This window comes from Vibrio sp. B4-6 (genome assembly GCF_963888245.1).
Classification (GTDB): domain Bacteria; phylum Pseudomonadota; class Gammaproteobacteria; order Enterobacterales; family Vibrionaceae; genus Vibrio; species Vibrio anguillarum.
Map to the genome: position 1 here is coordinate 352,825 of NZ_CAWPIM010000022.1, position 26,866 is coordinate 379,690.

The 26,866-nt window shown below is 45.0% G+C and carries 20 protein-coding genes; 10 read left to right on the forward strand and 10 right to left on the reverse strand.

Annotation, left to right across the window (positions count from 1 at the left end; genetic code table 11):
• Window positions 1-49 precede the first annotated feature (49 nt).
• Together AACV20_RS08330 and AACV20_RS08335 are read left to right on the forward strand one after the other, a co-directional pair.
• Window positions 50-1,054: a LacI family DNA-binding transcriptional regulator gene (locus tag AACV20_RS08330; RefSeq protein ID WP_017050539.1), complete on the forward strand. Its 1,005-nt coding sequence runs from the start codon at window positions 50-52 to the stop codon at window positions 1,052-1,054.
• A 137-nt stretch (window positions 1,055-1,191) separates the two neighbouring features.
• On the forward strand, window positions 1,192-1,413 hold the full coding sequence (locus AACV20_RS08335) for a hypothetical protein (protein WP_010319365.1): 222 nt from the start codon (window positions 1,192-1,194) through the stop codon (window positions 1,411-1,413).
• Between the two features lie 131 nt (window positions 1,414-1,544).
• Here AACV20_RS08335 and AACV20_RS08340 read toward each other — a convergent pair whose 3' ends face one another.
• On the reverse strand, window positions 1,545-3,926 hold the full coding sequence (locus AACV20_RS08340) for a glycoside hydrolase family 2 protein (protein ID WP_170907122.1): 2,382 nt from the start codon (window positions 3,924-3,926) through the stop codon (window positions 1,545-1,547).
• A 330-nt stretch (window positions 3,927-4,256) separates the two neighbouring features.
• Between AACV20_RS08340 and AACV20_RS08345 the strand changes: the two genes are divergently transcribed.
• Entirely contained in the window at window positions 4,257-4,595 is a 339-nt protein-coding gene (locus AACV20_RS08345; protein WP_010319363.1) for a YggL 50S ribosome-binding family protein, read from the forward strand.
• A gap of 109 nt (window positions 4,596-4,704) precedes the next feature.
• Here the strand turns inward: AACV20_RS08345 and AACV20_RS08350 are convergent, their stop codons facing one another.
• Window positions 4,705-5,337 carry an MSHA operon transcriptional regulator gene (locus AACV20_RS08350; protein ID WP_013856799.1) on the reverse strand — a complete coding sequence of 211 codons (633 nt, stop codon included), beginning with the start codon at window positions 5,335-5,337 and terminating at the stop codon, window positions 4,705-4,707.
• A gap of 253 nt (window positions 5,338-5,590) precedes the next feature.
• Here AACV20_RS08350 and AACV20_RS08355 point away from each other — a divergent pair, with 253 nt between their 5' ends.
• The gene (locus AACV20_RS08355) at window positions 5,591-6,793 is read left to right on the forward strand and encodes an iron-containing alcohol dehydrogenase (protein WP_017047595.1); all 1,203 of its coding nucleotides are present in this window, start codon (window positions 5,591-5,593) and stop codon (window positions 6,791-6,793) included.
• Window positions 6,794-6,861: 68 nt separating this feature from the next.
• Here AACV20_RS08355 and AACV20_RS08360 read toward each other — a convergent pair whose 3' ends face one another.
• The 3 genes from AACV20_RS08360 to AACV20_RS08370 are packed head-to-tail and all read right to left on the reverse strand — an operon-like array spanning window position 6,862 to window position 12,245.
• On the reverse strand, window positions 6,862-9,666 hold the full coding sequence (locus AACV20_RS08360) for an Hsp70 family protein (RefSeq protein ID WP_170907123.1): 2,805 nt from the start codon (window positions 9,664-9,666) through the stop codon (window positions 6,862-6,864).
• Between the two features lie 48 nt (window positions 9,667-9,714).
• Complete coding sequence (locus tag AACV20_RS08365; protein ID WP_170907124.1) at window positions 9,715-11,613, reverse strand: Hsp70 family protein; 1,899 nt, start codon at window positions 11,611-11,613, stop codon at window positions 9,715-9,717.
• The gene (locus tag AACV20_RS08370; protein WP_026028849.1) at window positions 11,613-12,245 is read right to left on the reverse strand and encodes a DUF2760 domain-containing protein; all 633 of its coding nucleotides are present in this window, start codon (window positions 12,243-12,245) and stop codon (window positions 11,613-11,615) included. The genes AACV20_RS08365 and AACV20_RS08370 overlap by 1 nt, the downstream gene beginning before the upstream one ends.
• 336 nt (window positions 12,246-12,581) lie before the next feature.
• Here AACV20_RS08370 and AACV20_RS08375 point away from each other — a divergent pair, with 336 nt between their 5' ends.
• Both AACV20_RS08375 and AACV20_RS08380 read left to right on the forward strand, forming a co-directional pair.
• Window positions 12,582-14,105, forward strand: a complete 1,524-nt coding sequence (locus AACV20_RS08375; RefSeq protein ID WP_170907125.1) for a sensor domain-containing diguanylate cyclase — start codon at window positions 12,582-12,584, stop codon at window positions 14,103-14,105.
• A 94-nt stretch (window positions 14,106-14,199) separates the two neighbouring features.
• Window positions 14,200-14,730, forward strand: a complete 531-nt coding sequence (locus AACV20_RS08380) for a 3'-5' exonuclease (protein WP_013856806.1) — start codon at window positions 14,200-14,202, stop codon at window positions 14,728-14,730.
• Between the two features lie 6 nt (window positions 14,731-14,736).
• Here the strand turns inward: AACV20_RS08380 and AACV20_RS08385 are convergent, their stop codons facing one another.
• Both AACV20_RS08385 and AACV20_RS08390 read right to left on the reverse strand, forming a co-directional pair.
• Window positions 14,737-15,180, reverse strand: a complete 444-nt coding sequence (locus AACV20_RS08385; protein ID WP_026027231.1) for a tellurite resistance TerB family protein — start codon at window positions 15,178-15,180, stop codon at window positions 14,737-14,739.
• A gap of 84 nt (window positions 15,181-15,264) precedes the next feature.
• A complete protein-coding gene (locus AACV20_RS08390; protein WP_010319280.1) occupies window positions 15,265-15,669 on the reverse strand; it encodes a hypothetical protein in 405 nt (134 codons plus the stop codon).
• Between the two features lie 240 nt (window positions 15,670-15,909).
• Here AACV20_RS08390 and hrpA point away from each other — a divergent pair, with 240 nt between their 5' ends.
• Entirely contained in the window at window positions 15,910-19,845 is a 3,936-nt protein-coding gene (hrpA, locus tag AACV20_RS08395) for an ATP-dependent RNA helicase HrpA (protein ID WP_094144980.1), read from the forward strand.
• Between the two features lie 103 nt (window positions 19,846-19,948).
• Window positions 19,949-20,431 (forward strand): porin family protein, encoded by a 483-nt coding sequence (locus tag AACV20_RS08400; RefSeq protein WP_017044743.1) that lies wholly within the window; start codon window positions 19,949-19,951, stop codon window positions 20,429-20,431.
• 89 nt (window positions 20,432-20,520) lie between these two features.
• Here AACV20_RS08400 and AACV20_RS08405 read toward each other — a convergent pair whose 3' ends face one another.
• Window positions 20,521-21,432 carry a LysR family transcriptional regulator gene (locus AACV20_RS08405; protein ID WP_013856811.1) on the reverse strand — a complete coding sequence of 304 codons (912 nt, stop codon included), beginning with the start codon at window positions 21,430-21,432 and terminating at the stop codon, window positions 20,521-20,523.
• A 98-nt stretch (window positions 21,433-21,530) separates the two neighbouring features.
• Here AACV20_RS08405 and AACV20_RS08410 point away from each other — a divergent pair, with 98 nt between their 5' ends.
• Window positions 21,531-22,934, forward strand: coding sequence for an MDR family MFS transporter (locus AACV20_RS08410; RefSeq protein WP_017044742.1), 1,404 nt, complete (start codon window positions 21,531-21,533; stop codon window positions 22,932-22,934).
• A 72-nt stretch (window positions 22,935-23,006) separates the two neighbouring features.
• Here AACV20_RS08410 and AACV20_RS08415 read toward each other — a convergent pair whose 3' ends face one another.
• Window positions 23,007-24,488 carry a carboxypeptidase M32 gene (locus AACV20_RS08415; RefSeq protein WP_170907126.1) on the reverse strand — a complete coding sequence of 494 codons (1,482 nt, stop codon included), beginning with the start codon at window positions 24,486-24,488 and terminating at the stop codon, window positions 23,007-23,009.
• 220 nt (window positions 24,489-24,708) lie between these two features.
• On the opposite strand from AACV20_RS08415, the gene AACV20_RS08420 reads away from it, so the two are divergent.
• On the forward strand, window positions 24,709-25,347 hold the full coding sequence (locus AACV20_RS08420) for a LysE family translocator (RefSeq protein WP_017044740.1): 639 nt from the start codon (window positions 24,709-24,711) through the stop codon (window positions 25,345-25,347).
• A 67-nt stretch (window positions 25,348-25,414) separates the two neighbouring features.
• Here the strand turns inward: AACV20_RS08420 and AACV20_RS08425 are convergent, their stop codons facing one another.
• Window positions 25,415-26,794, reverse strand: a complete 1,380-nt coding sequence (locus AACV20_RS08425) for an alanine/glycine:cation symporter family protein (protein WP_017042489.1) — start codon at window positions 26,792-26,794, stop codon at window positions 25,415-25,417.
• Between the last annotated feature and the right edge of the window lie 72 nt (window positions 26,795-26,866).

Sequence of the window (26,866 nt, forward strand, 5' to 3'; positions counted from 1 at the left end):
GTAAACTCCCTCGGCTTCCAAGAGTCGGGGGTTTTTATTAGGAGTCACCATGGCGACAATCAATGACGTTTGTAAAGCTGCGGGCGTGTCTAAAGCCACCGTATCGCGCGTACTCAATCAAACTGGCCAAGTAAAAGCAAGTACGCGAGAAGCCGTTTTACAAGCCATGTCCACCTTGGGTTATCAACCTAATGTGTTGGCGCAAGCATTAGCCACAAACAGTGCAAATGCGATTGGGCTGATACTTCCTCAGTTTCAAGGGAGTTATTTTGGCAGCTTATTGCATCAAGCAGCACAAGGTGCCGAGCAAGCACGTAAGACCTTACTTGTCATGGACAGTCACGATAACGCGGCAGGCGAATTAGCAGCAGTGCGCTCATTGCTCACTCAGCGTTGTGACGCCATCATGCTTTACAGCCGCCATTTGTCGAATCATGAGCTGGCATCATTGCAATCTGATGTTTCAGTGCCACTGATTGTACTCAATCGAACCTTGGAAGAAGTCGGTTTGCATAGTTTTGGTTTTGAGCAGCATCAAGCCGCTTCTTTAGCGATTAATCACTTGCTTGAACTTGGCCATCGCCGCATTGCTTGCATCACTAGCCCTTTGGACAGTGATACAGGACAACAGCGATTTGCTGCTTACCAGTCAGGCTTGCAGCAGACTGGTATTAAGCTCAATCACACGCTCGTTGTTGAAGGTGATAATTCTATGCTGGCGGGTTATGCCGCGGTTCAACGGTTATTAGAACAACAGAGTGAGTTCAGCGCTATTTTTGCCTGTAACGATGATATGGCACTAGGAGCAATGCGCGCACTTTACGAACATGCCATTTTGGTACCCAATCAGGTCTCTGTAATGGGGATTGATGATGAGCCTGCGGCTGCGTATTCGGTGCCCAATCTCTCAACAATATCGCTTCCCATTGAGCAACTGACGAAGGACGCAGTAGCCTTGGCCCTACAATTGGCTGAAGGGAAGGGCTCGGATGATGCCAAGATACATCGCTATCTAGGTAAGCTGGTGCTTCGAGAATCAACGTGCGCACCTTAAGAGGCCTCGCAGATTAATGACTCATTGAAATAATGAGCATTTATTTTAATTAACTGTATAAATCCACAGTTAATTGCTTGACATTATGTCACTCTTTACTAAGCTGTATGTATGCACAGTGAAGTTGGAGGTGAAATATGTTGTGGGAAACGCTAGAACGAGTTAACCGCCTTCGCCAAGAAGCGTTAGCCAACCCAGACTTTGTCCAATCCGCGCAAGACCATGAAGAGACATTGAAGCAGGTCGAGCAATACTTTGAACCAACGAAACGACGCAAGGCAGCAAAACGTGCAAAAACCCTTGCAGATATTTATCAACAGACTGAATTTGGTGAAAACCCATCTGGTGTTCAACATTAGTCAGTGTTCGACATGAGCCAATGTTGAACATGCATTAGTAAAAATGGTTTAGCTTGCAAAGAGCTGCTTGATGCGCAGCTCTTTTTCGTTTCCTTCCTTAAGGCTGAGCGTTTGTCTTTATTCGGCTCAGTTCATTCAGCCAGTTGATAAATAGTACAGTTTAAGTGAGATTTATCGTCTGATCTAAAGGCGATTGTCCGCATTTGGTTGGGGAGCAAAAAGAAGCTGGAGTCAGAAAATTGTAGTACGTTGTCATGTTCTAGGTGAACGTAAAGTGCAGGTCGGTCAGTGGTCAAACAGAGACTGCCCGCACGATATTCACACAATATGCGGGCCGATTTTAAGGGCAAGCGTTTGGGTACATCCGGCAGCCAAAAATTATCCCGCTGGCCATCCGTACTGACAAAGTAGATCGCTCCTTTTTCTGGTGTGAAATCCTTTATTGTGTGTTGCCACACGATTTGGTTACTCTCTTGGGGCAGTCGTTCATTGATTGACCAATGCTTTCGCAATTCTCCTTCCCATCCAAACCAATATATGTCACCCACAAGGTATTGCTCACCGGGCGCATCATTAATGGCTCTCAGTGATAGGTGTTTCTCATCTTCAGAAAAACAGGCCAAAAGCGGGTTATAAAACCGTTTGGCGTGATAATGTAATTGTTTCCAGCGTCCAGAATACTCAATGCTTGACCAAGACGCGACGGGCCAGTTGTCATTGAGTTGCCAATATAATATGCCACGGCAAATCGGTGAGGTTGCCCGCCACGCTTCGACAGCCGTTTTAATTGCCATGGCTTGCTGAACTTGGCTCAAATAAAGCATCTGCTGGAAGCCATTCGGGAAACGGAAATAGCGAGTAAACATTTCGGTGATGATGCTATTACCACGAGCATTCTTTTGGTGATGTTCAAAATGAGGCGCACTGATATTCCAGTCGCTTTCTGGGATAATCTGCTTCACTTCACTAAATGAAGGCCAAGACTGATAACCGAATTCTGAACAAAATCGTGGGGATATTGAATGGTAAACGTCAAAGGATTTACCTGAATGCCACACATCCCAAAAATGCATGTCACCTTTATTATCATCATGCCAAGCGTCACCAAAATCTAACTCACCATTGCAAGGTGAGCTTGCCCAAAAACGGCGATTTGGATCTTGTTCATTGACGAGGATTTCTAAAAAACGATTGAGTCGGTCGTAATTGACTAAGTATTTTTCACGGTTTTCTCGAGATTCTGGATACCAAGTTAATGAACCAATCACCTCATTATCACCACACCAAATGGCAAGACAAGCATGGTGCTTCAAACGTTGTATTTGTTGTGTGACTTCTTGCTTTACCTCTTCTAAGAAACTCGGTGTTGAAGGGTATTGTGCACAGGAAAACATCAGATCTTGCCAGACTAATAATCCGAGTTGGTCGCAAAGTTGATAGAAATGATCGTGTTCATAATCACCCCCTCCCCACACACGAATCATATTCATGTGAGCTTCTTGTGTGGCTCGTAGCAGCTGTTGATAACGGGAAAAATTGACTTTGCTTGGCATGGCGTCCATTGGTATCCAATTCGCGCCCTTCACTGATATCGAGACCTCATTCACGGTAAAGGTCATTTCACTGCCGATGGAATCTTGCTCAGTGCGCAACGTGAGACGTCTTAAGCCAACTTGGCGGTTGATCTGCTGCTGTGCCATGGTAATAGACAGTGTGTATAAATAAGGGGCACCGTAACCGTTTGGCCACCAGAGATGCGGATGGTGAACATCAATATCCACACTGCTTTGGTTGCAAAATGCCTCACTATCGATCGTAATAGTTTGATCGCCAAAAGTAAGTGTGATGGGTGTGGAGAGTGATTCGCTATGCCGTATTCTCACGTGCAGCGTAACGTGTGTTAAAGCATGCCAAACTTGTTCAATATCCACACCCAGCAGTGAATATTCTTGTACCGTTTTTAATTGCATTGGTGCAAAAATACCACAAACAGCAAGGCATATACCCCAATCCCAACCACTGTGGCATTGAGGTTTTCGCACGGTGTTCATGTGAGGAAGTTGATTATTCCCTTGCGCCCACGGAATGGGAAAGGGCAGCTCATCGGCTCTTTGCTTGGCTACCGAAGCGGCAGGTTCAAATCGCCATTCAAAATGATTTACACCAATTTGCAGATAAGGGCGAATATTAACGGTATAGGTTTGAAAAGCATTATGGCACTGTAAAACCTTCTGTCCGTTGATCCATAGATCAGCAAACGTATCGACCTTATTCAGCTCCAGTAAGTGGTTTGGGCACTGAAGGTCTGCCGCATTTAAAGTGATCGCTTTTGTTAATACCCAATGACATAAACCAGCCCACTGAACCTGAGACTCATTGGATGCATAATAGGGATGAGGGATCAAACCCGCTTGCAGTAATGCATGATACTGGTCGCCGGGCAGTGTCATCGCGATTTGGATATCGGGATACTCGGGTGAGCTCAATCGCCATTCACCGTTTAAATCAAACATAAATCCACCTCAAAAAATACGATTTACAAGGGCTAAATGAGCTGATTTAACCATGCACTATGAAATAAAAATGTGCATGGGTGGCAGGCTCAAAAGTTGTGCGAAGTTTTTAGATTAAGTTGCGAAGCAGTCAATAATTATGATTTTCTTGACTTTAATTTGACGTCACTAAGCTTGACGAGCGGCTTGTTTTAACTTGTTTTGTCTTGGCACATCTTGAAACAATTTGTTGTGAAAGTGTCCGCTTGTGGCGGTTTATATAAAGAATCATTTTGGAAATGGTGCTGAAAGGTGTATAAATGCCGCATTCAAACAGAGAGAGAAAATATGATGAAAATCGACAAGCTAGAAAATAAAAACCGCCGTATCCGTAAGAAACTGTTTTTAGGTGAATTTGCGATCCTCGGTTTTGAAGTTAGCTGTACAACGTCTATCAAAGACTTTGAACAATACGATCTCTTCGTTGATGAGTTTATTGATTACGTTGATAGCATCGGCCTTTGTTTCGGTGGTGGTGGATTAGAGATCTTTGACGGCTTTGTATGCGCAGCCGATCGCTACCGTTCAGCAACAGAAGAAGATAAAGCGTTGGTTGTAAAATGGTTAGAAAATCGTGCTGAAGTAAGCAAAGTTGTTGCTGGTGAATTAGTGGATGCCAATTACGCTTAATTGCTCTTCTATTCTACGTTATTCAGCCAGTGCTTTGCATTTGCGATGTCTGACAAAAAAGCCTGAGTGAAACCACTCAGGCTTTTTTATTACGCTAAATTTTATTACGTTAAAAATCAGCATGTTTAACAAAGTAAGGATTGTTGAATTTATTAGCGTGACCAACAATCGAAACCACTAAACGGTTCCATAGCGCTTTATCAAAAGGTTCTTTAGGAATGGCAGGATAAAGTGTTTCGACCTCTTCTCTGGCAAAGGCCATAAACTCTTTTTTTTTCCTCTTGTTATACTCTTGGGCGACATTATTGTAGTTCCGGATCCACTCTTTCTTAAAGCGAAGCAAGGCGGGCTCGGCTTTTTCTAAAGGTAGTCGAGAGAGATAAACGCGCTTATACGAGATTTTGCGATCAATCATCGTTCGCATACTGGTTTGAATGTAGGTACCGTGCTGCGTAATGGAAATATCGCTCTCATCAAACAGATTCACACACCAGCCCTTAGGCCAAAAGTCAGCCTGTTTATACTGATTATTTCTAGCGGTTAATACTTGATGAAGCACTAAATCAGAAGTGCCTTTAAAGGTTTGCTGCCATGTGGCTATGCGAATTTGCAATGAACCAGGCAAGCGATAGACATTGGTAAACTTATCTTCGTTCATGACTTCTACAGTAATTGGTTGAATAAAATACAATTTTTGAATGCCATTTGAGTGCAGGGAATGTACCTCAAAGACGAAAGCCAAACGACGTGTCGATTATTTTATGACACATAAAATTATGTGCAGAGTACTCAGCTAATGATTTCAATTATAAGTATAAAAAGTGAGCGAGGTGGATTTTACAAGGTTTGCATTAAAATGCGAGCTTAAGTTGGCGTTAAATCTAATAATGAACAGCGATTATTTGCCTTATCTTACAAAATTTGACTTTCTAGGTAGAGATAACTCGTTGTATTGCCTAGTCTAGCTAATAGAACTTCACAACTCGAGACCAATCATGGAGATCAAGTACCAGCAGTGGCAGCATAAGCTATACATGAAAGTGCTCAAATTGGCCGCAGCGATTCTGCCCATCTCCAAGCCAACCTTGTTTATTGGTAAAGAATCGCTCAAGCAACTCTGTTATTCGGTTTCTTTGATGGGTATTGAACGCGTGCTTGTCGTAACAGACCAAGGCATTGAAAAGCTTGGTTATGTAAAAAAACTGACCTTTGAGTTTGAGCGCGTTGGTGTCAGTTGTGTGGTGTTTAACCATGTATTGCCTGATCCTACTTATGATCAAGTTGAAGCCGGCCTCCATCAGTATCGATTGGAGAAGTGCCAAGGCGTTGTCGCTATTGGTGGCGGTTCTTCAATCGATTGTGCAAAAGTGATCGCCGCTTGTGCTACTAACCGCAAGTCGATCAAACGTTTAGTGGGGTTGTTAAAAGTATGGAAAACACCTGCGCCGCTGTTTGTGATCCCAACAACGGCAGGTACGGGCTCTGAAGTGACCGTCATTGCGGTGGTTTCTGACCCTCAAACTCAGCAAAAAACACCGATTACTGACCCGAAACTTGTGCCACTTATTGCAGCGTTAGATCCGATGCTGATGATGGCCCTGCCTACTCATATTACTGCGCAAACGGGGTTGGATGCACTCACGCATGCAGTGGAAGCCTTTATATCGCGTAATGCTACGCCAGAGACTGATCGCTATGCTATCGCTGCGGTTAAACTGATCCACGATAACTTGGAAAAAGCGGCGTTCTTTGGCCAAAATTTGACGGCGAGACAAAACATGGCACTGGCCTCTTATTACGCTGGACTTGCTTTTACCAAAGCCAGTTTAGGGTATACACATGCCATCGCCCATGCGGTTGGGGCGAAATACCATTTCCCGCATGGCTTAGCGAATGCGGTTGTGTTGCCACATGTATTGGAATACTCCAAAGAGGCGGCGAAAGATAAGCTGGCTAAACTGGCTGACGTACTCAAAATAACCGATCCACATTTGACCGATTCAATGAAAGCGGACGCCTTCATTGGGTATGTGAAAGAGCTCAATCACACACTGCATATACCTACACAGTTACAGGGGGTAATGCCAGAGCATATTCCAGAATTGGCCAAACAAGCTTTTCGTGAAGCGTTTTGGAATTATCCTGCGCCAAAATACATGCAGCAAACGGATTGCGAAGTGATTTTTAGGAAATTGTAATCTACATTCAGCGTTATCTTTGACCGCTCTCGTCATCATAGCAACGAGAGTGGTCAAATTAGGTCGATTCATTTTTTAAGCAGTATCAACCCACTTGGCAGAGTATCACCGAAGACACGTTTGGATTCGGTGTCAGACAGGTCATGCACTTCATTAACCAAAGTAAACCAAGTTTCTGGAACCTTACTCTGCTTTATCTTGGCTAAAACGAGCTGACGAACATCATCGCTAATATCAAAAAGACGATCTCCTGTCTTGCGACACATCATTACCGCGGCAAAGGCAATCATCGGTTCTTTTTGCCAGTTTTGATCAAGCAACTTCGGTAACCATTGTTCCACTTGCGCTCTTGGGATGACTGAATGTTGACTACCATACAGTAGCGTCCGAGAGGCTAACCGCCCAACGGCCCACCAGTGTGCTTGTTCACATTGAGTTTGATTAATCGCTTTGTTCAAAAACCACGTGGCAAGTAATACTTTATCTTCCACTTCTAGATGTTCCAGCGAAGCGGCAAGCCGTACCATGGCTTCGTACCCTTTGTCGTGCGCTTCTTGAGCTGATTTTGGATTTTTGATTGCGCTAGGGTGAAGATACTTAGCGATATCCGCTAGAATCGTTTCTTGTTGCTCCTGCCTCAGTCCGCCAGCAACACGCCGCCAAAATACCCACCAATCGCTCCAGCCTTGATGATTTTGGAATTGAATACCTTGTTGATACAGATTCCACATCTGTTCCATACGCCAAGGATCAGTTGGATCGCCAAATCCTGGTCGCAGGGCAAATCCAGCCAGACGCAACCAGTTTTTCTCGTGTTGCTCTGAGCGACGTCGACGTTTACGGCCTTGAGAAAATGCATCAAAGAGCGGTCGTAGCGTGGCGAAATCCCATTCATCACGTGGCCCTAAAAGCTTATCTAAATCTTTGCCAAGCGTTTTTATGGCTTGGTTATCAGAGGCTTTTTTATTGCCACTATAGAGGTGTGTGATGAGCGAAATCGCCTCTGACAAGCGAGGATGACGTTGGATTTCACTGTCTGACTCACTGTGCTTGCGAACTTCAAACTCAAGTTGCCATCGGTTTTTTTCGTCCTCAACACTGACACATTCAATCTTGAGCGTGCCGACTTCAGTTAATTGACAAGCCAGTTGAACTTCCACTCGTTGCTTTTGGTTAGCATGCAATAGAGCATCATCATTTCCTTTTAACGCCGTTATATAAGGAGGCAGTGGCGTAAAAAGCTCATGTTCAACAGCCAATAGCAGACCATTTTGAACGCGGCGATCAGCAAACATATCGTGGGTTGAGGTCAGGATGTTGAAGCGTACTGGTTCACCTAACGTCAGTGAAAATCGGCGGCTGGTTAAGCGTATCTCTTGTCCTTCTTCGGTGCCTTTAGCCAAGACACACAGAGCATGTCCCGCACTGTTTTTTTCAGGCAGGTGTAAAAAATAGGAGCGTGCCGATCCGCCGCCGATTTTAAGCTGTGCACCTTGGCGAGCTTTACCATAGGCAACAGCACCGAGTGCGACTGCCCAATCAGGATGAGGATTATCAAGCAGGGTGATCGGTGAACCTCGCCAATCGGTCAATAATTGAGTGATGCGCTTTGTGATAAGCTCACTATTAAATACGCCGCCATTAAGTAGTAATCCAACTGGAATGGCCGTTGCGTTTGACTCTTGCTTGAGCGCAAGGCGAGAAACGGCTTGGTGTTCAGCTAAAAATTCAGCAATGTGTTTACTCACGGCAGGGTCGGCTGCGTAGGGCAAACCAAATTCCACCACTGCACTGCGGCGTTTATTTGGACGTTCTTGTACCGAGCAAAGTGGGAAAAAGCCTTCCAGTGCAATCTCATGTACCTCTTGTTTCGTCAGGGAAATGCTTTTTGCTGCGCCTAATAGCTTTGAACCACTGCCAAGGAGCGTAATTTTTAGCTGCTCTGGGGCTTGGTTTGATAGGAGCTGCTCTTTGACTTGGCGAGTTTGCTGAATTAGTTTGCTCAAACTGGCGGCGGTTAATTTTTTCGAACCGTCAAAGCGTTGCTCAGCTAGATGAGCTAATGCTAAATCAAGGTTGTCACCTCCGAGCATTAAGTGATCACCCACGCCAATTCGGTCAAGGGAGAGTTGGTTGTCTGCGCTGTGTTTCGCTTCAATTAAACTGAGGTCTGTCGTACCTCCGCCCACATCACAAACCAAGATCAAAGGGAGTGACTGTAGTTGCTGTGAGGCACAATGGCGGTGACGTGCGTACCAGTCATAGCAAACGGCTTGTGGCTCTTCAAGTAGTACAATTGAGCTTAAGCCAGCCAGTGTTGCAGCTTCGATGGTGAGCTTACGAGCCGTTTCATCAAATGATGCCGGTACGGTGATAATGACATTTTGATCTTCAAGTCGATGACTTGGATGACGGTAGTTCCATGCTTGCCGGATGTGATTGAGATAACTGGCGCTGGCAATCACAGGGGAAACTTTCGCCACATCGTGAGCGCCTGCCCACGGTAAGATGGCTTGCTTGCGATCAACCCCTTGATGGGAGAGCCAACTTTTCGCGCTGGATACTTGTCGCCCTTCTACTTTTGCACCTAAATCTCTTGCCCATTGGCCAATAATTACCTCTTTGTTATCGCCCATAACCGGTTCAATTTGCCAAGGGAGCGATAGGGCATCAGGTGCGATCTGCCCGTCGGCTGGGTGATAACGAAATGACGGAAGGAGTGGTTTTCGAACCACTTCACCGGGGCCAATCAATTGGTCGACCTCAAAAAGATGCACGGGTGAGTCTTCTAACGATTCGGTGATTTCACAAAATGCCACCACAGTATTGGTGGTGCCTAAATCGATACCGACGAGAAAGCGAGGAGAAGACATGGAGGCTCCTGAATTTCAAAAACGGCATCCGAAGATGCCGTGTGGGGATTATTGAGTGACTTGAGGATCTTTACGCACATCGAACTCAACGTGCCATGTTTGGCCGTTGTCGGTCGCAATGGCTTCTAAGTGAAGTGTCCCGAGTTCTGTGATCGTTGAGGCTAAGTGAACCGGCACGACTTCGCCTTGTCGACGTCCTTCAGAAACAGGCAAGGTGACGTGGAGCTCGGGCAGCTCTACAAGTTCTTCTGGAGCCCAATAATCTAAGTGCATGCCAGCTTCGTCATCGCGGCGTATTGTTGAACCAAAGAATTGAAAATGCACAGGCTCACCAATGACCAATCCAAACTCTTGGCTTGGTACGCGGACACTGGTTCCTTCTTCCATGCCAAATGGAGCGACGCACAAGGCTTCCATCGGTGGTGCGATCCCCGGAATGGCAGGCATAGCACTTTCAATACCGACGTAATAACTCGAGGCAATGCCACCGCGAATACGCACACCTTGTCCACGACGAACTGCGCCGTAATACGCTGCGCCACATGCGACGGCTAAATCAAGGTCTAAGCCTGTTAAGCGCTTCATCTGTGGTGCTCCCACAGTGCTCAACCAAGCATTAATAGTGCTGAGAAGACGGTTTGCTAATAAATCGGATTTTAACACGCCACCGTTTAGTAAGATGGCGGTCGGTTTGATAAAATCCATCTCCGGAGCTTCGCCCATACCGGGCATGCCAGCAAATGGATTATCATTCAGAGCGGATGTTTCCAGAGCGGATATTTCGCCACCCATTGCATGGGCTTGTTTTGCCAAGAACGCGGCGATATGGCGGGTAATTCCAGCGTCTTGCGCGTAGGGAAGGCCCATTTGCGTTAATGCGCCACGTGCTTTTTGTACGGGATGATCAGTGATATTCACTTGTGGGAAAAAACCATCGACCAAGGTTTGTTGCACTTCTTGTTGAGTCAATTCGGTTTTAAGCGTTGTACCGAGCAGTTTTGAACCGCGACTTGGTACCACAATCGGTACGGAATGTAGGGCACTGTCATTAAGAAGCGCCTCTTTGGCATCTCGGCAAGCGTGCGTCATCGCTTGTACTTGCCAAGGTGCTAATTCTTTACCTTCTTGCGCCAATTTCATTTTTAAACGGTAAGCAAGGGCAAGGTCCATGTTGTCGCCGCCGAGTAAGATGTGCTCACCAACCGCAATCCGATTGAGCGTTAAGTTACCAGCGTCTTCAGTCACTTCCACTAAGGATAAATCAGTGGTTCCCCCACCAATATCAACCACGAGAACAATGTCACCCACCTTGACTTCATCGCGCCACACATCGTGGCTATTATCTATCCAACTGTATAAAGCCGCTTGTGGCTCTTCAAGCAGCGTTAATTGCTCAAAACCAACGTTGCGTGCTGCTTCAGCGGTTAAATCTCGGGCGGCTGGATCAAATGAAGCGGGTACTGTTAACGTGACATCTTGTGTAGCTAAGGGGAAGTCAGGGTGAGCGTGATCCCAAGCGCTTTTTAAATGCTCTAGATAGCACTCAGTGGTTTTTAATGGCGAGATCTTTTCCACTTCATCGCTGCTACCCACGGGTAAAAATGCATCACGTCGATTGACGCCACCATGACATAGCCATGATTTGGCACTGGCGACTAAACGAATCGGTGTCTTACTGCCAAGGTTGCGCGCAATGGCACCGACTAAAGCTTTTGGCTCGGCCGACCAAGGCAAAACGCGTGCGGCAGGGCTCATCTCATGTTCATGAGGCTGGTATAAAAACGAGCCTAATTGATGACGGCTTTCAACCGTACCGGGCGCGGTAAGTTGAGGGATGCTCATTACTGAAACGCGAGCGTTTTCATCCTGAGTATCAACATAAGAGAGCACGCAATGTGTTGTGCCTAAGTCAATACCAATACTAAATTTTGGCGCTGTCTGTTCCATTACAATTCAACCTCGGCAGGGGCGATGATTGAAGCATCATACTGTTCAGCCAATTTAGGCAAAGTGATAGCTGTTGCTTTCCAGCCTTTATGGACTAAGGTGCCATTAAAGGGTGCTGAACCCGTTACATTACCCGTTAAGCGAACTTCTTGCGGGTTGAAACCGGCTTCAATGGTAATTCGGCTCTCTTCATCTTCGCCACGAATGGGCGTGAGCTGAATGTAATCTTGTAGGACTTTTTTACCACCGGCGTGGATCACGCGCGCCGCGGCTCCGACTTCTTCATCCGAAAAAGCGGTGACATCTTCATTTAAGAAGTCAATCAGACGAGCTTCTTGCTGCATTAACGACAAAAGTTGTAGGGCGGAATCGGTTGGCGCTGTCGCTAATTTAGATTCGACTTCAACTACGCGCTCAATCACTTTTTCTACTTCTACGATTTTTTCGACTTCAACAATCGTTTCAACCGGCTTTTCGACTTCGACAATTTTCTCGACAGGTTTTTCAACAACTTTCTCAACGACTTTTGATTTGCGTGATACCACAATGAGAAGTAGCAAAAGGCTTGATGCACTGAGCCCAGCATGCAGCATATCAAAGGTGGTAGGGATCATATTTAAATCGAAGTTCATCACAATTCTCTTTACACAATGAAGTAGGCGTGGGAATTCTCGTGAGCCTACGGTGAATAGACTTAAAAATAGGGGCGCAGCTTACCATATTCAAGGCGAATACAGGATAGAAAGTCCGCATCATCACGTTTAAGCTAAAGTGATTGCTTGCGTTTTGAGCAGTATCAATCATTAATTCTCTATTCTGGTTCAACTTTAAGATTAATTGGTTAATAAATTGGTGACTGGCTATTGATTTACCTACTTTTATAAGAGTAATTTGAGTCCTGAGTCCTGAGTCCTGAGTCCTGAGTCCTGAGTCCTGAGTCCTGAGTCCTGAGCCACGGAGAGGCTGTTATGTTCGAGAGCGACAAAAAGGTGATCTATCCTTTATGTATTTCAATTATTACCTTAATGATGACAGCGTCAGTCATCTCATTACTCTACATTAATCAAAAGAATCATATTGTCATGTTGTTTGATAGCCACGCCGAGCATCAAGCAAGCATATTAGACACGTTGGTTGCAAATGATGTCAGTTTTATTGGTTCGGCTGCCAATTTTTTGCATGCTACCGAGGGGGGGAGTGTGCAAGGATTTGACGTTTTTGCCCATGGGGTTATGTCAACATCCTACAGCCTTATCGGTTTGCAATGGTTAGCGAAAGTAACAAAAGATGATGCTGACGAATTTGTAACATTAATGAGGGATCGTTTGCCTCAATTTGAGTTATTTACAGTACCTAAAGCGGCTCAAAAGGTGATTGGATTTTCTGAAGAGAATGAACAACCCGTTTATGTTCTGAGTGATATTTATCCTCAAACCAAAAGTAACCTTGAATTGCTCGGTTTCTATTCGCTACGCCCTCGCTTTCAAAGAATTGCTGCACATATTGAGAGTACGGGGCTACCTGCTATATCCGATAAGGTCCGCCTATTGCAAGATGGCATAGAAGCACACCACAAAAAGGATGGATTATTGGTATATCATCCCGTTTTTAACTACAACAAACAGGAAATGATTGGTGTGGTAGTGGGTGTTATTCGACTCTCTACTTATTTTGATGGATTGGTGAGCCGCACGGCATCCGATCATCGATTGTATATGAAAGTAACCGATCTCGGATTTGATGCCGAAGATGATCCGATTCTATTCCAAAGCCCAGATTGGGATTCTATTAAAGGCATAGAAATAGAGAAACGCTTATCTCTGCCTAACCGTGATTGGAAAATTGATTTTAAGTTCTCAGAACCAATAGCGAGCAACATACAGTGGATTTTAGTGGCGCTCAGCGTCGGTGGTTTAATTATTTCGATCTTGTTAGGTTATGTTGTCTATTTGTTGATGAGAGAAAAACTTCATCTTAGCGAGATGCTAGAAGAACGTACTGAAGAACTGCGCTTTTTAGCGGACCACGATAGTTTGACTGGGTTGTATAACCGACGTGCATTCGGACGTTTACTGCAAGAGAACGTCTTACAGAAAAAAGCTTTTTCGTTGGTAATGTTTGATGTCGATGATTTTAAACTGATTAATGACAAGCATAGCCACATTGCAGGCGATGAGATGCTAATACATATCGCAACGGTTATTTCACGTCATATGGGAAATAATGATGTTTTAGCTCGGTTAGGTGGGGACGAATTTTGCATTATTTGTGAATTGTCAGAACTTCAACCTTTGCAGTGTTATTTAGAAACGTTACGAGCGGCTGTTGAATCAACCGGATATGAGTTCATGGATGAGGTGCTGTATTGCACGCTCAGTATTGGGGCGGCGATCAATCATACTTATGATCAAGAGTCTTTATTACATTTGGCAGACAGCAAGTTATACGAAAGCAAAGAAAATGGTCGCAACCGAGTTTCAATCGCCCAATAACTGTCCGAACGAAAGGGCGAGAGTCGAGTTTTTGAGAGGAGTCGAGTAAGATAACGTTCTTTGACCACTTATATTTAAAGGATACGCCTGAACAATGAACTATAACCGAGTTGTCTGCTTCGATTTAGAAATGTGCTGCTGGAATGAAAATGGGGTTGGGACAACGGGTGAAATCATTGAAGTGGGTTTAGCTGAAATTGATGTGCAGTTGGGCACGATTGTGAAGCGTGCTCAATATTATGTCAGGCCAGAGCAAGACGAAATTTCGCTGTTTTGTAGTGAGTTAACCGGGATAACTCCGCGTAAAATTGAAAAACAGGGGCGACCACTCGCAGGTGTCATTCAATCAATGGTTAAGAACTTTGGCGGCCCAAACAAGATTTATGTTTCGTGGGGGCGTGATGACCAAATTTTAGCTAAAGAGTGTGAGCAGAAGGGGATCGTTATGCCTTTTAGCGAGTTCATCAACCTAGCAACGCTCTACCGTATTCAGCAGAGAATGAAAGAAAAACGTATTGGTCACCGCGCCGCACAAGAAGCGCAAGGTATTGAGTGGGAAGGGCGGCAGCACTCCGCTTATGTTGATGCCTACAACCTTGCGAAATTGGCGTTAACGATGTTGTAATCCGCTCTATTTTTGAGCGGAAAGTTTAGCGCGGATAAATTCACTGTGGTCGACATACAATAATTCTGCCGCTTTGCGGATCACCGCCTCTTCGAGTGGGTCTATCTCACCGTCCGCGTGCGCCACTTGCCACATCGCCTTGATAAGTTCATATCGCGTATCTTGCGAGAGCTCGCGTAATTGTGAAGTGAAATCATACAATGAAGCTGACTGTTTGACGCTTTGTTCTGCCCGAATGAGCAGTTCCGTGGTTTCTGTATCATCTAACGCTAATAGTCGTTTAACTAATTGAAACTTAGCGTCATTTTCTCGAGTGTCAATTTGATGATCGGCTCCTGCCACTTCTCTGAGCAAACAAGCAATCGCTAGGTTGGGGTTAGTGTTGGAGCGCTGGCCTAAATCTTCTCCGTCCAAGAGTTGCTTGAATAGCGATGTAATGGCATTAAACATAAAAAAACCTACTGAAAATTTCGAGTCATTATTGTTTAAATAGTGGCGTATTGAGCAAAACACAAGTCAGAATAAAGTGAGATTCTAAATATCACGAGATTCACCTTCATCGTTCTCGTGATAAAAATCATTCGGATCTTGAGGAACGCTAGGGTCTTCTAGTATTTCAATGACTTCTGAACTTGAGTATTCATGCCCCATCAGGAAAAGCGCTAACATGGCATCGGCTTTGGATTTATTGTCCGCTTTTTCTAGCAAAATTTCTTCAAAGCGTCGCCGTATCATGGCAATCTCATGTTCAACAAAACCGCGACCTTCTTCCTCTCCTTCACCTTCCTCGGGCGCATTATCAAACTCCAGAAACAGAAAATGGCCGTCCAATTGTGTGTCAATAAGACGTTCAGGCAACCAAGCCTCACCCATCACCAATTCTGGATCGGTGTTATCGGGTAGTGAATCGAGTATGTGTTTCAGTTCAGATGCTTTCACAGTTTTATCGTTTCAGTAATCATGTCGCTATTGTAGCGGCGATTTTCTTATAAACATAAGAAATCCTGATCCGATTGCCCAATTTTAAATCGCTTAATCATACGAACGATGGCAAAACATACCGGAATCGAGGAGGAAGCGAATAAATGCTCGCCGTTTGTGAAAGGATAACTGATTGCAGGAGCGTTGATCATGCTACAATCCGCTCAGTTTTATGTAATGAAATGAATAGGAAATGCTTTGACCTCGTCACAGCCCAATCAACACAAGTCAATGAACGCTAGCAGCAACAGTGCGGCATCTCTGCGCAATGCATTGAAAGAATGCATGATGCGTGATCGTTTTCGTCTGAGTAAACGCATCTCTGGTGCGAGCAAAATAAAAAATGAGCAAGCCAAACATGCCGTTTTTGATCAAATTGCGCTCGATATTGCTCAGTCAATGATGGTGGCGCAGCAGCGTCTCAACAACCGCGTTACCATCGACTACCCTGATTTATTGCCCGTAAGCCAAAAACGCGATGATATCGCCAAAGCGATTGCTGAAAACCAAGTGGTAATTGTGGCGGGTGAAACAGGGTCAGGCAAAACGACTCAGTTACCCAAAATTTGCGCAGAACTTGGGCGCGGTAAATATGGCCTGATTGGCCATACGCAACCACGTCGTCTTGCTGCGCGTTCGGTCGCGAGCCGAATAGCGCAAGAGATGGAAACAGAACTGGGTGGCTTTGTTGGCTATAAAGTTCGTTTTAACGATCAAATTTCCGAGCAGACTCAGATCAAATTGATGACTGACGGGATATTGTTGGCCGAAATCCAGCATGATCGTTTTCTCAATCAGTACGATACCATCATTATCGATGAAGCGCATGAGCGCAGCTTAAATATCGATTTTATCTTAGGTTATTTGAAAGAACTGCTGCCGCGTCGTCCGGATCTCAAAGTCATCATTACTTCGGCCACCATCGATCCTGAACGCTTCTCTAACCATTTTAGTGGCGCGCCTATCATTGAAGTGTCGGGTCGTACTTATCCGGTCGATACGCGTTATCGACCACTGCTTGGTGAAGAGGACGCAGACCGCGATCAACTTGAAGGTATTTTTGAAGCCGTCGATGAACTCTGTGCTGAAGGGCTTGGTGATATTCTGATCTTCATGAATGGTGAACGAGAAATTCGTGATACGGCCGATGCGCTCAGTAAACGTAACTTACGTGATACTGAAATTGTGCCGCTTTATGCACGATTATCCGCCGGTGAGCAGAATAAAATCTTTCAGCCCCATATAGGGCGGCGCATTGTTTTAGCCACCAACGTGGCAGAAACATCCCTTACCGTTCCGGGTATCAAATATGTCATTGACCCAGGTACGGCGCGTATCAGCCGTTATAGCTACCGCACCAAAGTCCAACGTTTGCCGATTGAACCAATTTCTCAAGCGAGTGCAAATCAGCGTAAAGGACGTTGTGGCCGTGTTGAAGAAGGGATCTGCATACGCCTCTATTCCGAAGAGGATTTTCTTTCACGCCCAGAATTTACCGATCCGGAAATACTGCGTACCAACTTAGCCTCGGTTATTTTACAAATGACCGCACTTGGGCTGGGTGATATTGAAGCATTCCCATTTGTGGAAGCGCCGGATAAACGCAACATTCAAGATGGTGTGCGTTTGCTTGAAGAGCTTGGTGCGATTGTTCCTGATACCAATAAACACGGTCACGACAGCAAAAAGCAGTTGACGGATATGGGGCGCAAATTAGCACGCTTGCCGATTGACCCCCGTTTGGCGCGTATGGTGCTCGAAGCGCCAAAGCTTGGCTGCGTAAAAGAGCTGATGGTGATTGCCGCTGCACTTTCGATTCAAGACCCACGCGAACGCCCATCAGATAAACAACAAGCCTCAGATGAGAAACATCGCCGATTTTTTGATGAAGAGTCCGATTTCCTGAGCCTAGTGAATTTGTGGAACCACATTCAAACTGAGCAAAAAGCGTTAAGCAGCAGCCAATTTCGTAAGCAGTGCAAACAAGATTACCTCAATTATTTGCGGGTACGCGAATGGCAGGATGTCTACTTCCAAATTCACCAATCGATGCGTGAAATGGATTACAAATTGAACGACGAACCGGGCAATTACCAAAGTATCCACAGTGCAATTTTGGTTGGTTTACTGTCGCACATCGGTATCAAAGACCAAGAGAAAAATGAATACCAAGGGGCTCGTAACGCCCGCTTTAATATTTTTCCCGCTTCTGGTCTGTTTAAAAAGCAGCCCAAGTGGGTGATGGTCGCCGAATTGGTGGAAACCTCTAAACTGTGGGGGCGTATTGCAGCTAAAATCCAGCCTGAATGGGTGGAACCGCTGGCACAGCATTTGATCAAGCGTAGCTACAGCGAACCGCATTGGTCAAAAAAACAAGCCGCCGTCATGGCCTATGAAAAAGTGATGTTATATGGCATTCCTATTGTGCCTAAACGTTTGATTAACTACAGCACCATTGACGAGCCACTATGTCGTGAGATTTTCATTCGCAGCGCATTAGTTGAAGGTGATTGGGAAACCAAACATGCGTTTTTCAAGCAAAACCGTCGCTTATTACTTGAAGTCGAGGAGCTTGAGCATAAATCTCGCCGCCGCGATATTTTGATTGATGATGAACAGCTTTTCGAGTTCTACGATCAGCGAGTCGCAACTGATGTGGTCTCTGGGCGTCATTTTGATGCGTGGTGGCGAAAAGTCAGCAAAGCCACCCCAGATCTACTCAACTTTGAAAAAGAGATGCTATTTAAAGGTGATGCTAGCCACATCACTGATTTAGATTATCCCAACTTTTGGCATCAAAACGGTATTAAGCTGAAGCTCAGCTATCAATTTGAACCTGGCGTGGATAGTGACGGTGTCACGGTGCATTTACCATTGCCGATCCTAAATCAAATTGAGCCGACAGGGTTTGATTGGCAGATCCCCGGGTTACGTCATGAATTGGTTGTCAGCCTCATCAAGTCTTTGCCTAAAACACTGCGCAAAAACTTTGTACCGGCACCTAACTATGCGGATGCGTTTTTAGCTCGTGTCACACCGATGGAATTGCCTTTATTGGATGCGATGGAAAAAGAGTTAAGACGCATGACGGGCGTCGAGGTGAAGCGTGAAGATTGGAAGCTAGAGCAAGTTCCGGATCATTTAAAAATCACTTTTCGCGCGGTGGATCATAAAAATCGCAAACTCAACGAGCATAAAGATTTATATCAGCTGAAAGAGAGTTTGAAAGAGAAAGTACAAGAAACACTATCTCAAGTGGCAGACGATGATATTGAACAGCAAGGTTTGCATACGTGGAGCTTTGGTGAATTACCGAAAGTGTACCAACAAAAGCGCGGCGGTTTCGAGGTTAAAGCCTATCCAGCGTTAGTGGATAGTAAAGAGAGCGTTGAAATTAAGCTTTTTGAGACCGAGCAAGAACAACTCAATGCAATGAAAGCAGGGCAACGGCGTCTGATTTTGCTGAACGTTCCTTCACCGATTAAATATCTGCACACCAATTTACCGAACAAGTCAAAATTGGGGCTCTACTTTAACCCGTATGGCAAAGTACTGGACCTGATTGATGACTGTATTGCTTGTGGGATTGATAAGTTAATTGAGCAGCAAGGCGGTTTAGTGTGGGAACCGGAGCAGTTTGAGGCACTGAAAGAGTTTGTGCGCGCTGAATTGGGCGATACTGTGGTCGATATCGCCCAACAAGTGGAGACGATCCTTACCACGGCATTCAACATTAATAAAAAGCTGAAAGGGAAAATCGATTTTACGATGGCTTTTGCGTTATCGGATATCAAAGCGCAGATCGAAGGTTTGATCTTTAAAGGCTTTGCCACCGAATGCGGCTGGAAGCGTTTGCCGGATATTCTGCGTTACATGCGCGCGATTGAACGTCGGATGGAGAAGTTACCCATTGATCCAAATAAGGATCGTTTGCACATGTTGAAAATTGAAGCGGTAACCAATGATTACAAAGCGCTACTAAACAAGATACCTCGTGGTGCAGAAGTACCTGAAAATGTTAAAGAGATCCGTTGGATGATTGAAGAGCTTCGGGTGAGTTTATTTGCTCAGCAACTTGGCACTCCTTATCCAGTTTCAGATAAACGTATAAAAAATGCGATTGATGCTTGTTAGGTATAAGATTTGCATCTAACCAACAGTTCACTATAATTTGACGCTATGTGGCAATCGGTCGCCGTTTTGAGGCCACTGCCAAATTAAATAAAGAAGGTTCATCATGAAAAAGACTTTAATCGCACTGGCGCTGATCAGTACATCTTCAATGGCGTTTGCTGACTCTTGGATTTATGGCGGCGCATCAGTAGGCCAATCGGATTTGAATGGTAAAAGCGGTACTTCGTACAACATTCATGCCGGTACTGGTATTCTTCCTCTGATTGGCCTCGAAGCGGGTTACACCGACCATGGCAAATTTGAAGTCACTGCCACGAATGAAATCGCGGCCTCTTCTGTTTATTTTGCGGTAAAGCCAAGCATTGATTTTGGCCCTCTGCATGTGTATGCCAAGGGTGGTTTGCATTCTTGGGATAAAAAATTAAACAGCAATAAAATAGATGATGGTTTTGACATCATGTACGGTGTAGGCGCTGAATACTTCCTGATGGGGCCAATTTCAGTTGGTGCAAGTTACATGAATTACACTTTGGGCGATGACGATATTGGTACGGTTTCATTCAACGCGACCTTCCACTTTCTTTAATCTAGTCACTCAATCGCTTTCAACCACTTCTTGCTCGTTAGTAGCAAGAAGTGGTTTTTTATTTGAGCAGTATGGTGTGGTGTACATTCTCAAGTACGCCAGTAACTGAAAGCAAAGCGTGACCAGTGATTGATGATGTAGTCAATAAATGCCTGAGTTCGCTCAGGAAGAAAACGTCTCTGAGGGTGCAGCAAATAAACATCCGCTCCTTCAATCTGCCAGTTAGGCAATAATGGCACTAATCGTTTCTCCTCTAACTCCTTATCAATTAATCCTTTAGGTAACCTTGCAATACCCATATTCATGAATGTGGCTTGCAAAATCGTATCAATTTCCTCAGAGCTAATACGTGCCTGAGGGATAAATTGAAAACGTTCTTTGCTTTGCTGATGTTCAAATATCCACGCTTGTTTGGTATTTAAAGTGAGTAGTGGCAGAGAAAGTAATTGCTCTGGATGTTTTAGCAGCAAAGAGGCCGAGTAGTCAGGGCTTGTGCACAACACGGAAGGGTTATTAGCTAGTTTGCGCGCAACCCAATCGGATTGAGGTTGTGGACCAAAACGTAGCGCTATATCAAGGTCGTGCTGGGTATGATAATCCAGCCCTGCACCGACTTGAATACGAATGTTGACTTTAGGATGTTGCTGACAAAATTCCAGTGCTAATGGACTTAGCTGATGCCGAATGGGTAGGATTGGCGCGTTAATGACGATCTCGCCTCTAAACTCTTGTTTGGCTTTTAAAGCTTGTGCTTGTTTATCTTCTATTTGGCTAAATAGGTTGGCATAGGTTTCAAACAAATGCTCGCCTTCTTTCGTTAGTACCACTTCTTTACTGTTTCTGATCAGTAGAATGCTGCCAATATCTTGCTCCAACTGCTGAATTCTGCGGCTCAACGTGCTAGTGGACAAGGCTTTTTGTTTTGCTGCCAGCGTAAAATTGCCACATTTCACTACCGTTAAAAAGAGTGATAAATCATCAAGTTTCATCATTAATCCCATTTATGCAATAAGCCATCCCATTCTATCCTATTTTAGGATGTGCACTATTACGTTATCGTGTCGGTCGCGCATTCTAATCAAGTTCATATGAGGGGCACATGCCTACCGATTCAACTTATTCGGCTAATCCGAAAATTATTTTTGCCAGCGTTGCTTTAGTCATCGCTTTAGGCTCGCTTGAAAAAAGCATCGTTACCACTCCATTGGCTCTTATTGGGCAAGATCTCTCGGCAGGACAAGCATTAACATGGGTGATTACTGCTTATCTATTAGCATCGACCGCTGTATTGCCCGTCTACGGTAAACTGAGCGACTTGTTCGGACGAGTTCGGATGCTAAATGTCAGTATCGTGATCTTTATGTTGGGTTCCGCGCTGTGTACCTTTGCTTTTGATCTACCCAGTTTAATTGGTGCTCGTGTGATTCAAGGGATTGGCGGTGGAGGCTTAATAGCTCTGGCATTTACCGTTATCGCCGATTCAATTCCTGCGCGCGAAGTGGGCAAGTACCAAGGTTATATTTCAGCGGTTTATGCGGTGTCCAGTATTGCAGGGCCACTACTTGGCGGCTATTTTGCTGACTACCTCAGTTGGCGGTGGGTATTCGGTATTAATTTACCGCTAGGGTTGGTGGCACTTTACATGGTTAACCGCTATTTGAAGCATCTCAATAAACGCAGAGATAGTCGCTTTGATTGGGTGGGAGCAGCGTTACTCATGAGTGCGACGACTTTGCTGCTGTTATTACTTTCTTCACATTCATTTATCCCTACTGGCTGGGGCGCGTTTGCATTACTGGCGTGTTTAGTTGCTTTGGTGGTTGTTGAACGCAGAGTGAGTGATCCTATTTTACCGGCGCGTTTAGCACGTCTTCCGAATTATCTGACCGCGATTGTTCTTATTATGGGGTCGCAAATGCTGATGTTTGCGCTTTTGGTTTATTTGCCGCTGCAGTTTCAGTGGCAAAAAGGACTCACTCCGTCAGAAAGTGGTGCCATTATGGTGATCTTCATGGTCTGTATTACCTCTGGCGCTTATGTGGGTGGGAAGCTCATCGCGAAGTTTGGTCGTTATAAGATGTTAGTGATCGTCGGTTTTACTTTGGCTATGGCTGCATTGTGGCAAGTTCATTACGATATGTGGGTGAAATTTGCATTGGGTTTTGCGGGTATAGGTATTGGTTTAACCTTACCGGCCTTAGGCGTTGTTGTACAAAGTGTCTTACCCGCACGCGATCGCGGCATTGGCATGTCACTGTTTAATTTTGGACGAGAACTCGGCGGTGCACTCGGTGTGGCGTTCTGTTCCGCGCTCTTTTATCTGAGAGTGCCGAGCGAAGTCATGGTTGCTGAACACAGTGCCGAGCAGGCCGGCGTTTCCACTCAGGTATTATCACAAGGTTTTAGCTTGGTTTATATTGGCATGAGCGTACTAGCGTTACTGGCGATGTTACTGACAGTATGGCGCTTGCGTAAAGATGCATTGATGAAAAGTTCATCATGAATTCCTGCGTGTTATTGAGCGTTAACTAAGTGTGAAAAAAGCAGCGATTTAAGCTGCTTTTTAAGTTTGGCGCTAAAGGTATCTATGCTTTAGATGGTCTTGGAAATATTGAGCGTTAAGCACATCCCCAGTCGCTTGTTTCACCAATTCATTGGTTGTTAATAGGCTACCTTTTTGCCAAATATTATCGGCAAGCCAAGTAAATATTGGTGATAAATCACCACTGCGAATGGCGGCATCAACATCCACCGTTTTCTTCATTGCTGCCATAAACTGCGCAGCGTACATCGCGCCAAGTGTATAACTTGGGAAATATCCGAAAGCGCCATCTGTCCAGTGGATGTCTTGCATACAGCCGTTTTGGTTATTTCCTTGGGTAGAAAGGCCGAGGTAAGCCTGCATTTTTTGATCCCATAGCTCAGGCACATCGGTATGTTTGATATGACCATTGATCAAATCACGTTCAATTTCATAACGTAAAATGACATGCGCTGGATAAGTGAGCTCGTCGGCATCGACACGAATAAAGCCTTTTTCAGCGCGAGTGTAGATCTTCTGGAAATTCGCTTGTGCAAATACTTTATCTTCACTACCTGAAAAATAGCGGGCGGCTAGGGTGGCTAAGTGCTCAATAAAGGGTTCACTGCGCCCCATCTGCATTTCAAAAAAGAGCGATTGAGATTCATGAATACCCATCGAACGCGCTTCTCCTGCTGGTGTACCTGCAAGATGTTTAGGCAAGCCTTGCTCATAACGTGCGTGGCCTGTTTCATGGACAATGCCCATTAGAGACTGAATAAACTCCGACTCATTATAACGAGTGGTGATCCGAACATCGGTTGGAACACCGCCGCAAAAAGGGTGAACACTTTCATCAAGGCGACCGTGTTCAAAATCAAACTGAAGCAGTTTCATGACTTCTAAGCCTAGCGCCTTTTGCTTTTCAGCAGGGTAATGGCCAGTCGGTATGATTATCTCTTCGGCGCGTTGCTTCTCTATGACTTGATCGATTAATGTTGGCAGCCAAGTTTTAACATCGCTGAAAACAGCGTCCAATGATTGAGTTGTTGTACCCGGTTCGTAAAGATCGAGCATCGCATCATAAGGCGTTAAACCTGTAGCATCAGCGCGGATCTGCGCTTCTTGCTGTGAGAGTGTGACCACCTCAGCCCAGTTTTTCTCAAAACCGACCCAATCATTGTTTTTGCGTTGGGTACGCCAAGCATGTTCACACTTTGAACCAGCAAGAGATTTCGCTTGCACCAAAGCTTCAGGCAGTACGTTTGCCTGCTGCCAGTGGCGTTTGAGTTCACGCAGAGTTGCTTTTTGCTCATCGTCCAATGGCTCATTTTGTGCTTTATCAAACCATTCAGCCAATTGAGGTTGAGTATGTAAACTATGAATATGAACGGACAAGTGCGCCATCGCTTCCGAGCGAGCTTGAGCTCCGCCAGCAGCCATTACTGCGGCTTGATCCCAGCCACAAATAGCCGCTAAATGATTGAAATGTGAGATTTTCTTAGAATGTTGAACTAATTGATTGAATGCATCCATGGAATTAGCCTTCCGTGACGTAAAAGAGAAGTAAGTGTAGCAACCATTAAGTGTCTAACCAAGGCTATCCAAGTCAATCAAGGTGAAAGAGCGTGACCCAAACCAACAAAGCTGAGGGGATTTCATTATTTTCTTATCCAGTGAAAACTGTTAAAGACTTTATAAAAGAGCTCAGGTATAAAAAGGCAAACGATGACATTTCTTTTATACAAGGACGGGTATGTATATCCAAAACGTTGAAGCCTTTCTGATCGCAATTACTATATTAACGCTAACTCCGGGGCTAGATACGGCACTGGTGATTCGTAACACATCACGAGCAGGGTTCACTGACGGCAGCATAACAAGTTTGGGTATTTGCATGGGGCTATTTGTGCATGCGACCTTTTCCGCCGTTGGTATTTCGGCGATTTTGGCACAATCGGCCGAGCTGTTTCATGTGGTTAAAATGATTGGTGCGGCGTATTTAATTTGGCTGGGACTATCCAGCTTAAAAGCGTTGCTGAAAAATAGCCAAGGTATGCAGGTTACGGCGATTTCACACAGTGAATTTACGCTGAAGCGGTCATTGCGTGAAGGCTTTCTTTCCAATGTGTTGAACCCTAAAACGGCAGTATTTTATCTCGCATTTTTGCCGCAATTTATTAACCCAGAATATTCTCCGTTGTTGCAATCGCTTTTGATGGCTGCTATTCATTTTGTTATCGCTATGTGTTGGCAGTGCGGTTTAGCGGGCGCATTAAGCTTTGCAAAAAACTTACTCAAGAATGCGTCGTTTATGAAATGGATGGAAGGGACAACAGGTGTTGTGCTCGTTGCGCTTGGGGTGAAATTGCTACTAGAAGATGAAGCGGCTTAAGAAGTTGCTCTTTAGTCACCTAAAGTTGCCGATAAGCACTGCCACATGCTTATCGGCTGGCAAACGATTAATGTTGGGTTTGAGCATCACGCGTAAAAGGTGCTGACTGTTTTTCAAAAAACAGCTTGGTCTCTTCAAGCACAATATGACGTAATGCGATTAATCCGATCAGATTAGGGATAGCCATTAAACCGTTAACGATATCAGCAATAATCCAAATCATATCAAGGTGCAAGAACGCACCTGATGCTACCAAACCGATAAAAATCAGCTTATAAGGCATTACTGCTTTGGTGCCAAACAAAAACACCACGCAGCGCTCACCGTAATAGTTCCAGCCTAAAATCGTCGTAAAAGCAAAAAACATCAAACCAATGGAGACCATCATCGGGCCCAAGGTTTGCGCATTTAAGCCCACGGCAAATGCATAGGTTGTCATAGCGGCACCAGAAAAATCACTTTGCCATGCGCCAGTTAAGATCAGCGCAAGCCCGGTCATGGTGCAAATAATGATGGTGTCAAAGAAAGTACCAGTCATTGAAATCAACCCTTGTTTTACGCAAGAGTCAGTTTTCGCTGCCGCCGCGGCCATTGGCGCGCTGCCAAGACCAGATTCATTAGAAAATACACCGCGCGCAATCCCTGATTGAATCGCTAGCATGATGCTCGCTCCTAAGAAACCACCAGTAGCGGCTGTGGAAGTGAAGGCAGAAGTAATAACTAAACTGATGGCCGTGAGTAATTGATCGCTGTTGCTGATGATCACACTCAAACACGCAAGGATGTAAAAAAGGGCCATGGCAGGTACCACTTTCCCAGCCACTTTAGCAATTGATTGAATACCACCGACCGTGACAAATGCGACTAACAGCGTTAGAACCACTGCTGATATTTCGCGTGACACACCAAAAGAGATTTCAGTAGCATCTAAAATCGCGTTGACTTGTGGGAATGTACCAATGCCGAAACAAGCGACGCCGATGGCAAATAGGGCGAATAAAACCGCCAAAGTTCGCGAGCCCACGCCATATTGCAGGTAATACATCGGGCCACCAACCATTTGGCCTTTGTCATCCACTTGACGATACTTTACTGCCAGTAAACATTCAGCGTATTTGGTCGCCATACCAAACAGCGCGGCTAACCACATCCAAAATAGCGCGCCCGGCCCACCGAGCTTAATCGCTGTCGCTACGCCAACGATATTACCGGTTCCAATCGTCGCGGAAAGTGCGGTACATAAGGCGGCAAAGCTTGATACATCGCCTTGTTTACCGGCGTCTTTGTCTTTACTAAACACCATCTTAAGTGCGGTAGGTAAATGTCGAAATTGGATAAGACCGAGACGAAACGTAAAATAGATGCCTGTACCGACCAATAAAATTAAAAGTGGTGGTCCCCAGACAAAGTTGTCTATAGATTCAAGAATAGATTGCAGGTTGTTCATTAGTTCCCCTTAATAAAACGACAGTTAAGGAGAAGAGGGAAAGGGCAGTAATCTGAAAAGATCCCACAAAAA

Coding starts and splice junctions, on each gene's coding strand:
- AACV20_RS08330 (WP_017050539.1), top strand. CDS start 50: ATGGCGACAATCAATGACGTTTGTAAAGCTGCGGGCGTGTCTAAAGCC.
- AACV20_RS08335 (WP_010319365.1), top strand. CDS start 1,192: ATGTTGTGGGAAACGCTAGAACGAGTTAACCGCCTTCGCCAAGAAGCG.
- AACV20_RS08340 (WP_170907122.1), bottom strand. CDS start 3,926: ATGTTTGATTTAAACGGTGAATGGCGATTGAGCTCACCCGAGTATCCC.
- AACV20_RS08345 (WP_010319363.1), top strand. CDS start 4,257: ATGAAAATCGACAAGCTAGAAAATAAAAACCGCCGTATCCGTAAGAAA.
- AACV20_RS08355 (WP_017047595.1), top strand. CDS start 5,591: ATGGAGATCAAGTACCAGCAGTGGCAGCATAAGCTATACATGAAAGTG.
- AACV20_RS08360 (WP_170907123.1), bottom strand. CDS start 9,666: ATGTCTTCTCCTCGCTTTCTCGTCGGTATCGATTTAGGCACCACCAAT.
- AACV20_RS08365 (WP_170907124.1), bottom strand. CDS start 11,613: ATGGAACAGACAGCGCCAAAATTTAGTATTGGTATTGACTTAGGCACA.
- AACV20_RS08370 (WP_026028849.1), bottom strand. CDS start 12,245: ATGAACTTCGATTTAAATATGATCCCTACCACCTTTGATATGCTGCAT.
- AACV20_RS08375 (WP_170907125.1), top strand. CDS start 12,582: ATGTTCGAGAGCGACAAAAAGGTGATCTATCCTTTATGTATTTCAATT.
- AACV20_RS08380 (WP_013856806.1), top strand. CDS start 14,200: ATGAACTATAACCGAGTTGTCTGCTTCGATTTAGAAATGTGCTGCTGG.
- AACV20_RS08385 (WP_026027231.1), bottom strand. CDS start 15,180: ATGTTTAATGCCATTACATCGCTATTCAAGCAACTCTTGGACGGAGAA.
- AACV20_RS08400 (WP_017044743.1), top strand. CDS start 19,949: ATGAAAAAGACTTTAATCGCACTGGCGCTGATCAGTACATCTTCAATG.
- AACV20_RS08405 (WP_013856811.1), bottom strand. CDS start 21,432: ATGGGATTAATGATGAAACTTGATGATTTATCACTCTTTTTAACGGTA.
- AACV20_RS08410 (WP_017044742.1), top strand. CDS start 21,531: ATGCCTACCGATTCAACTTATTCGGCTAATCCGAAAATTATTTTTGCC.
- AACV20_RS08415 (WP_170907126.1), bottom strand. CDS start 24,488: ATGGATGCATTCAATCAATTAGTTCAACATTCTAAGAAAATCTCACAT.
- AACV20_RS08420 (WP_017044740.1), top strand. CDS start 24,709: ATGTATATCCAAAACGTTGAAGCCTTTCTGATCGCAATTACTATATTA.
- AACV20_RS08425 (WP_017042489.1), bottom strand. CDS start 26,794: ATGAACAACCTGCAATCTATTCTTGAATCTATAGACAACTTTGTCTGG.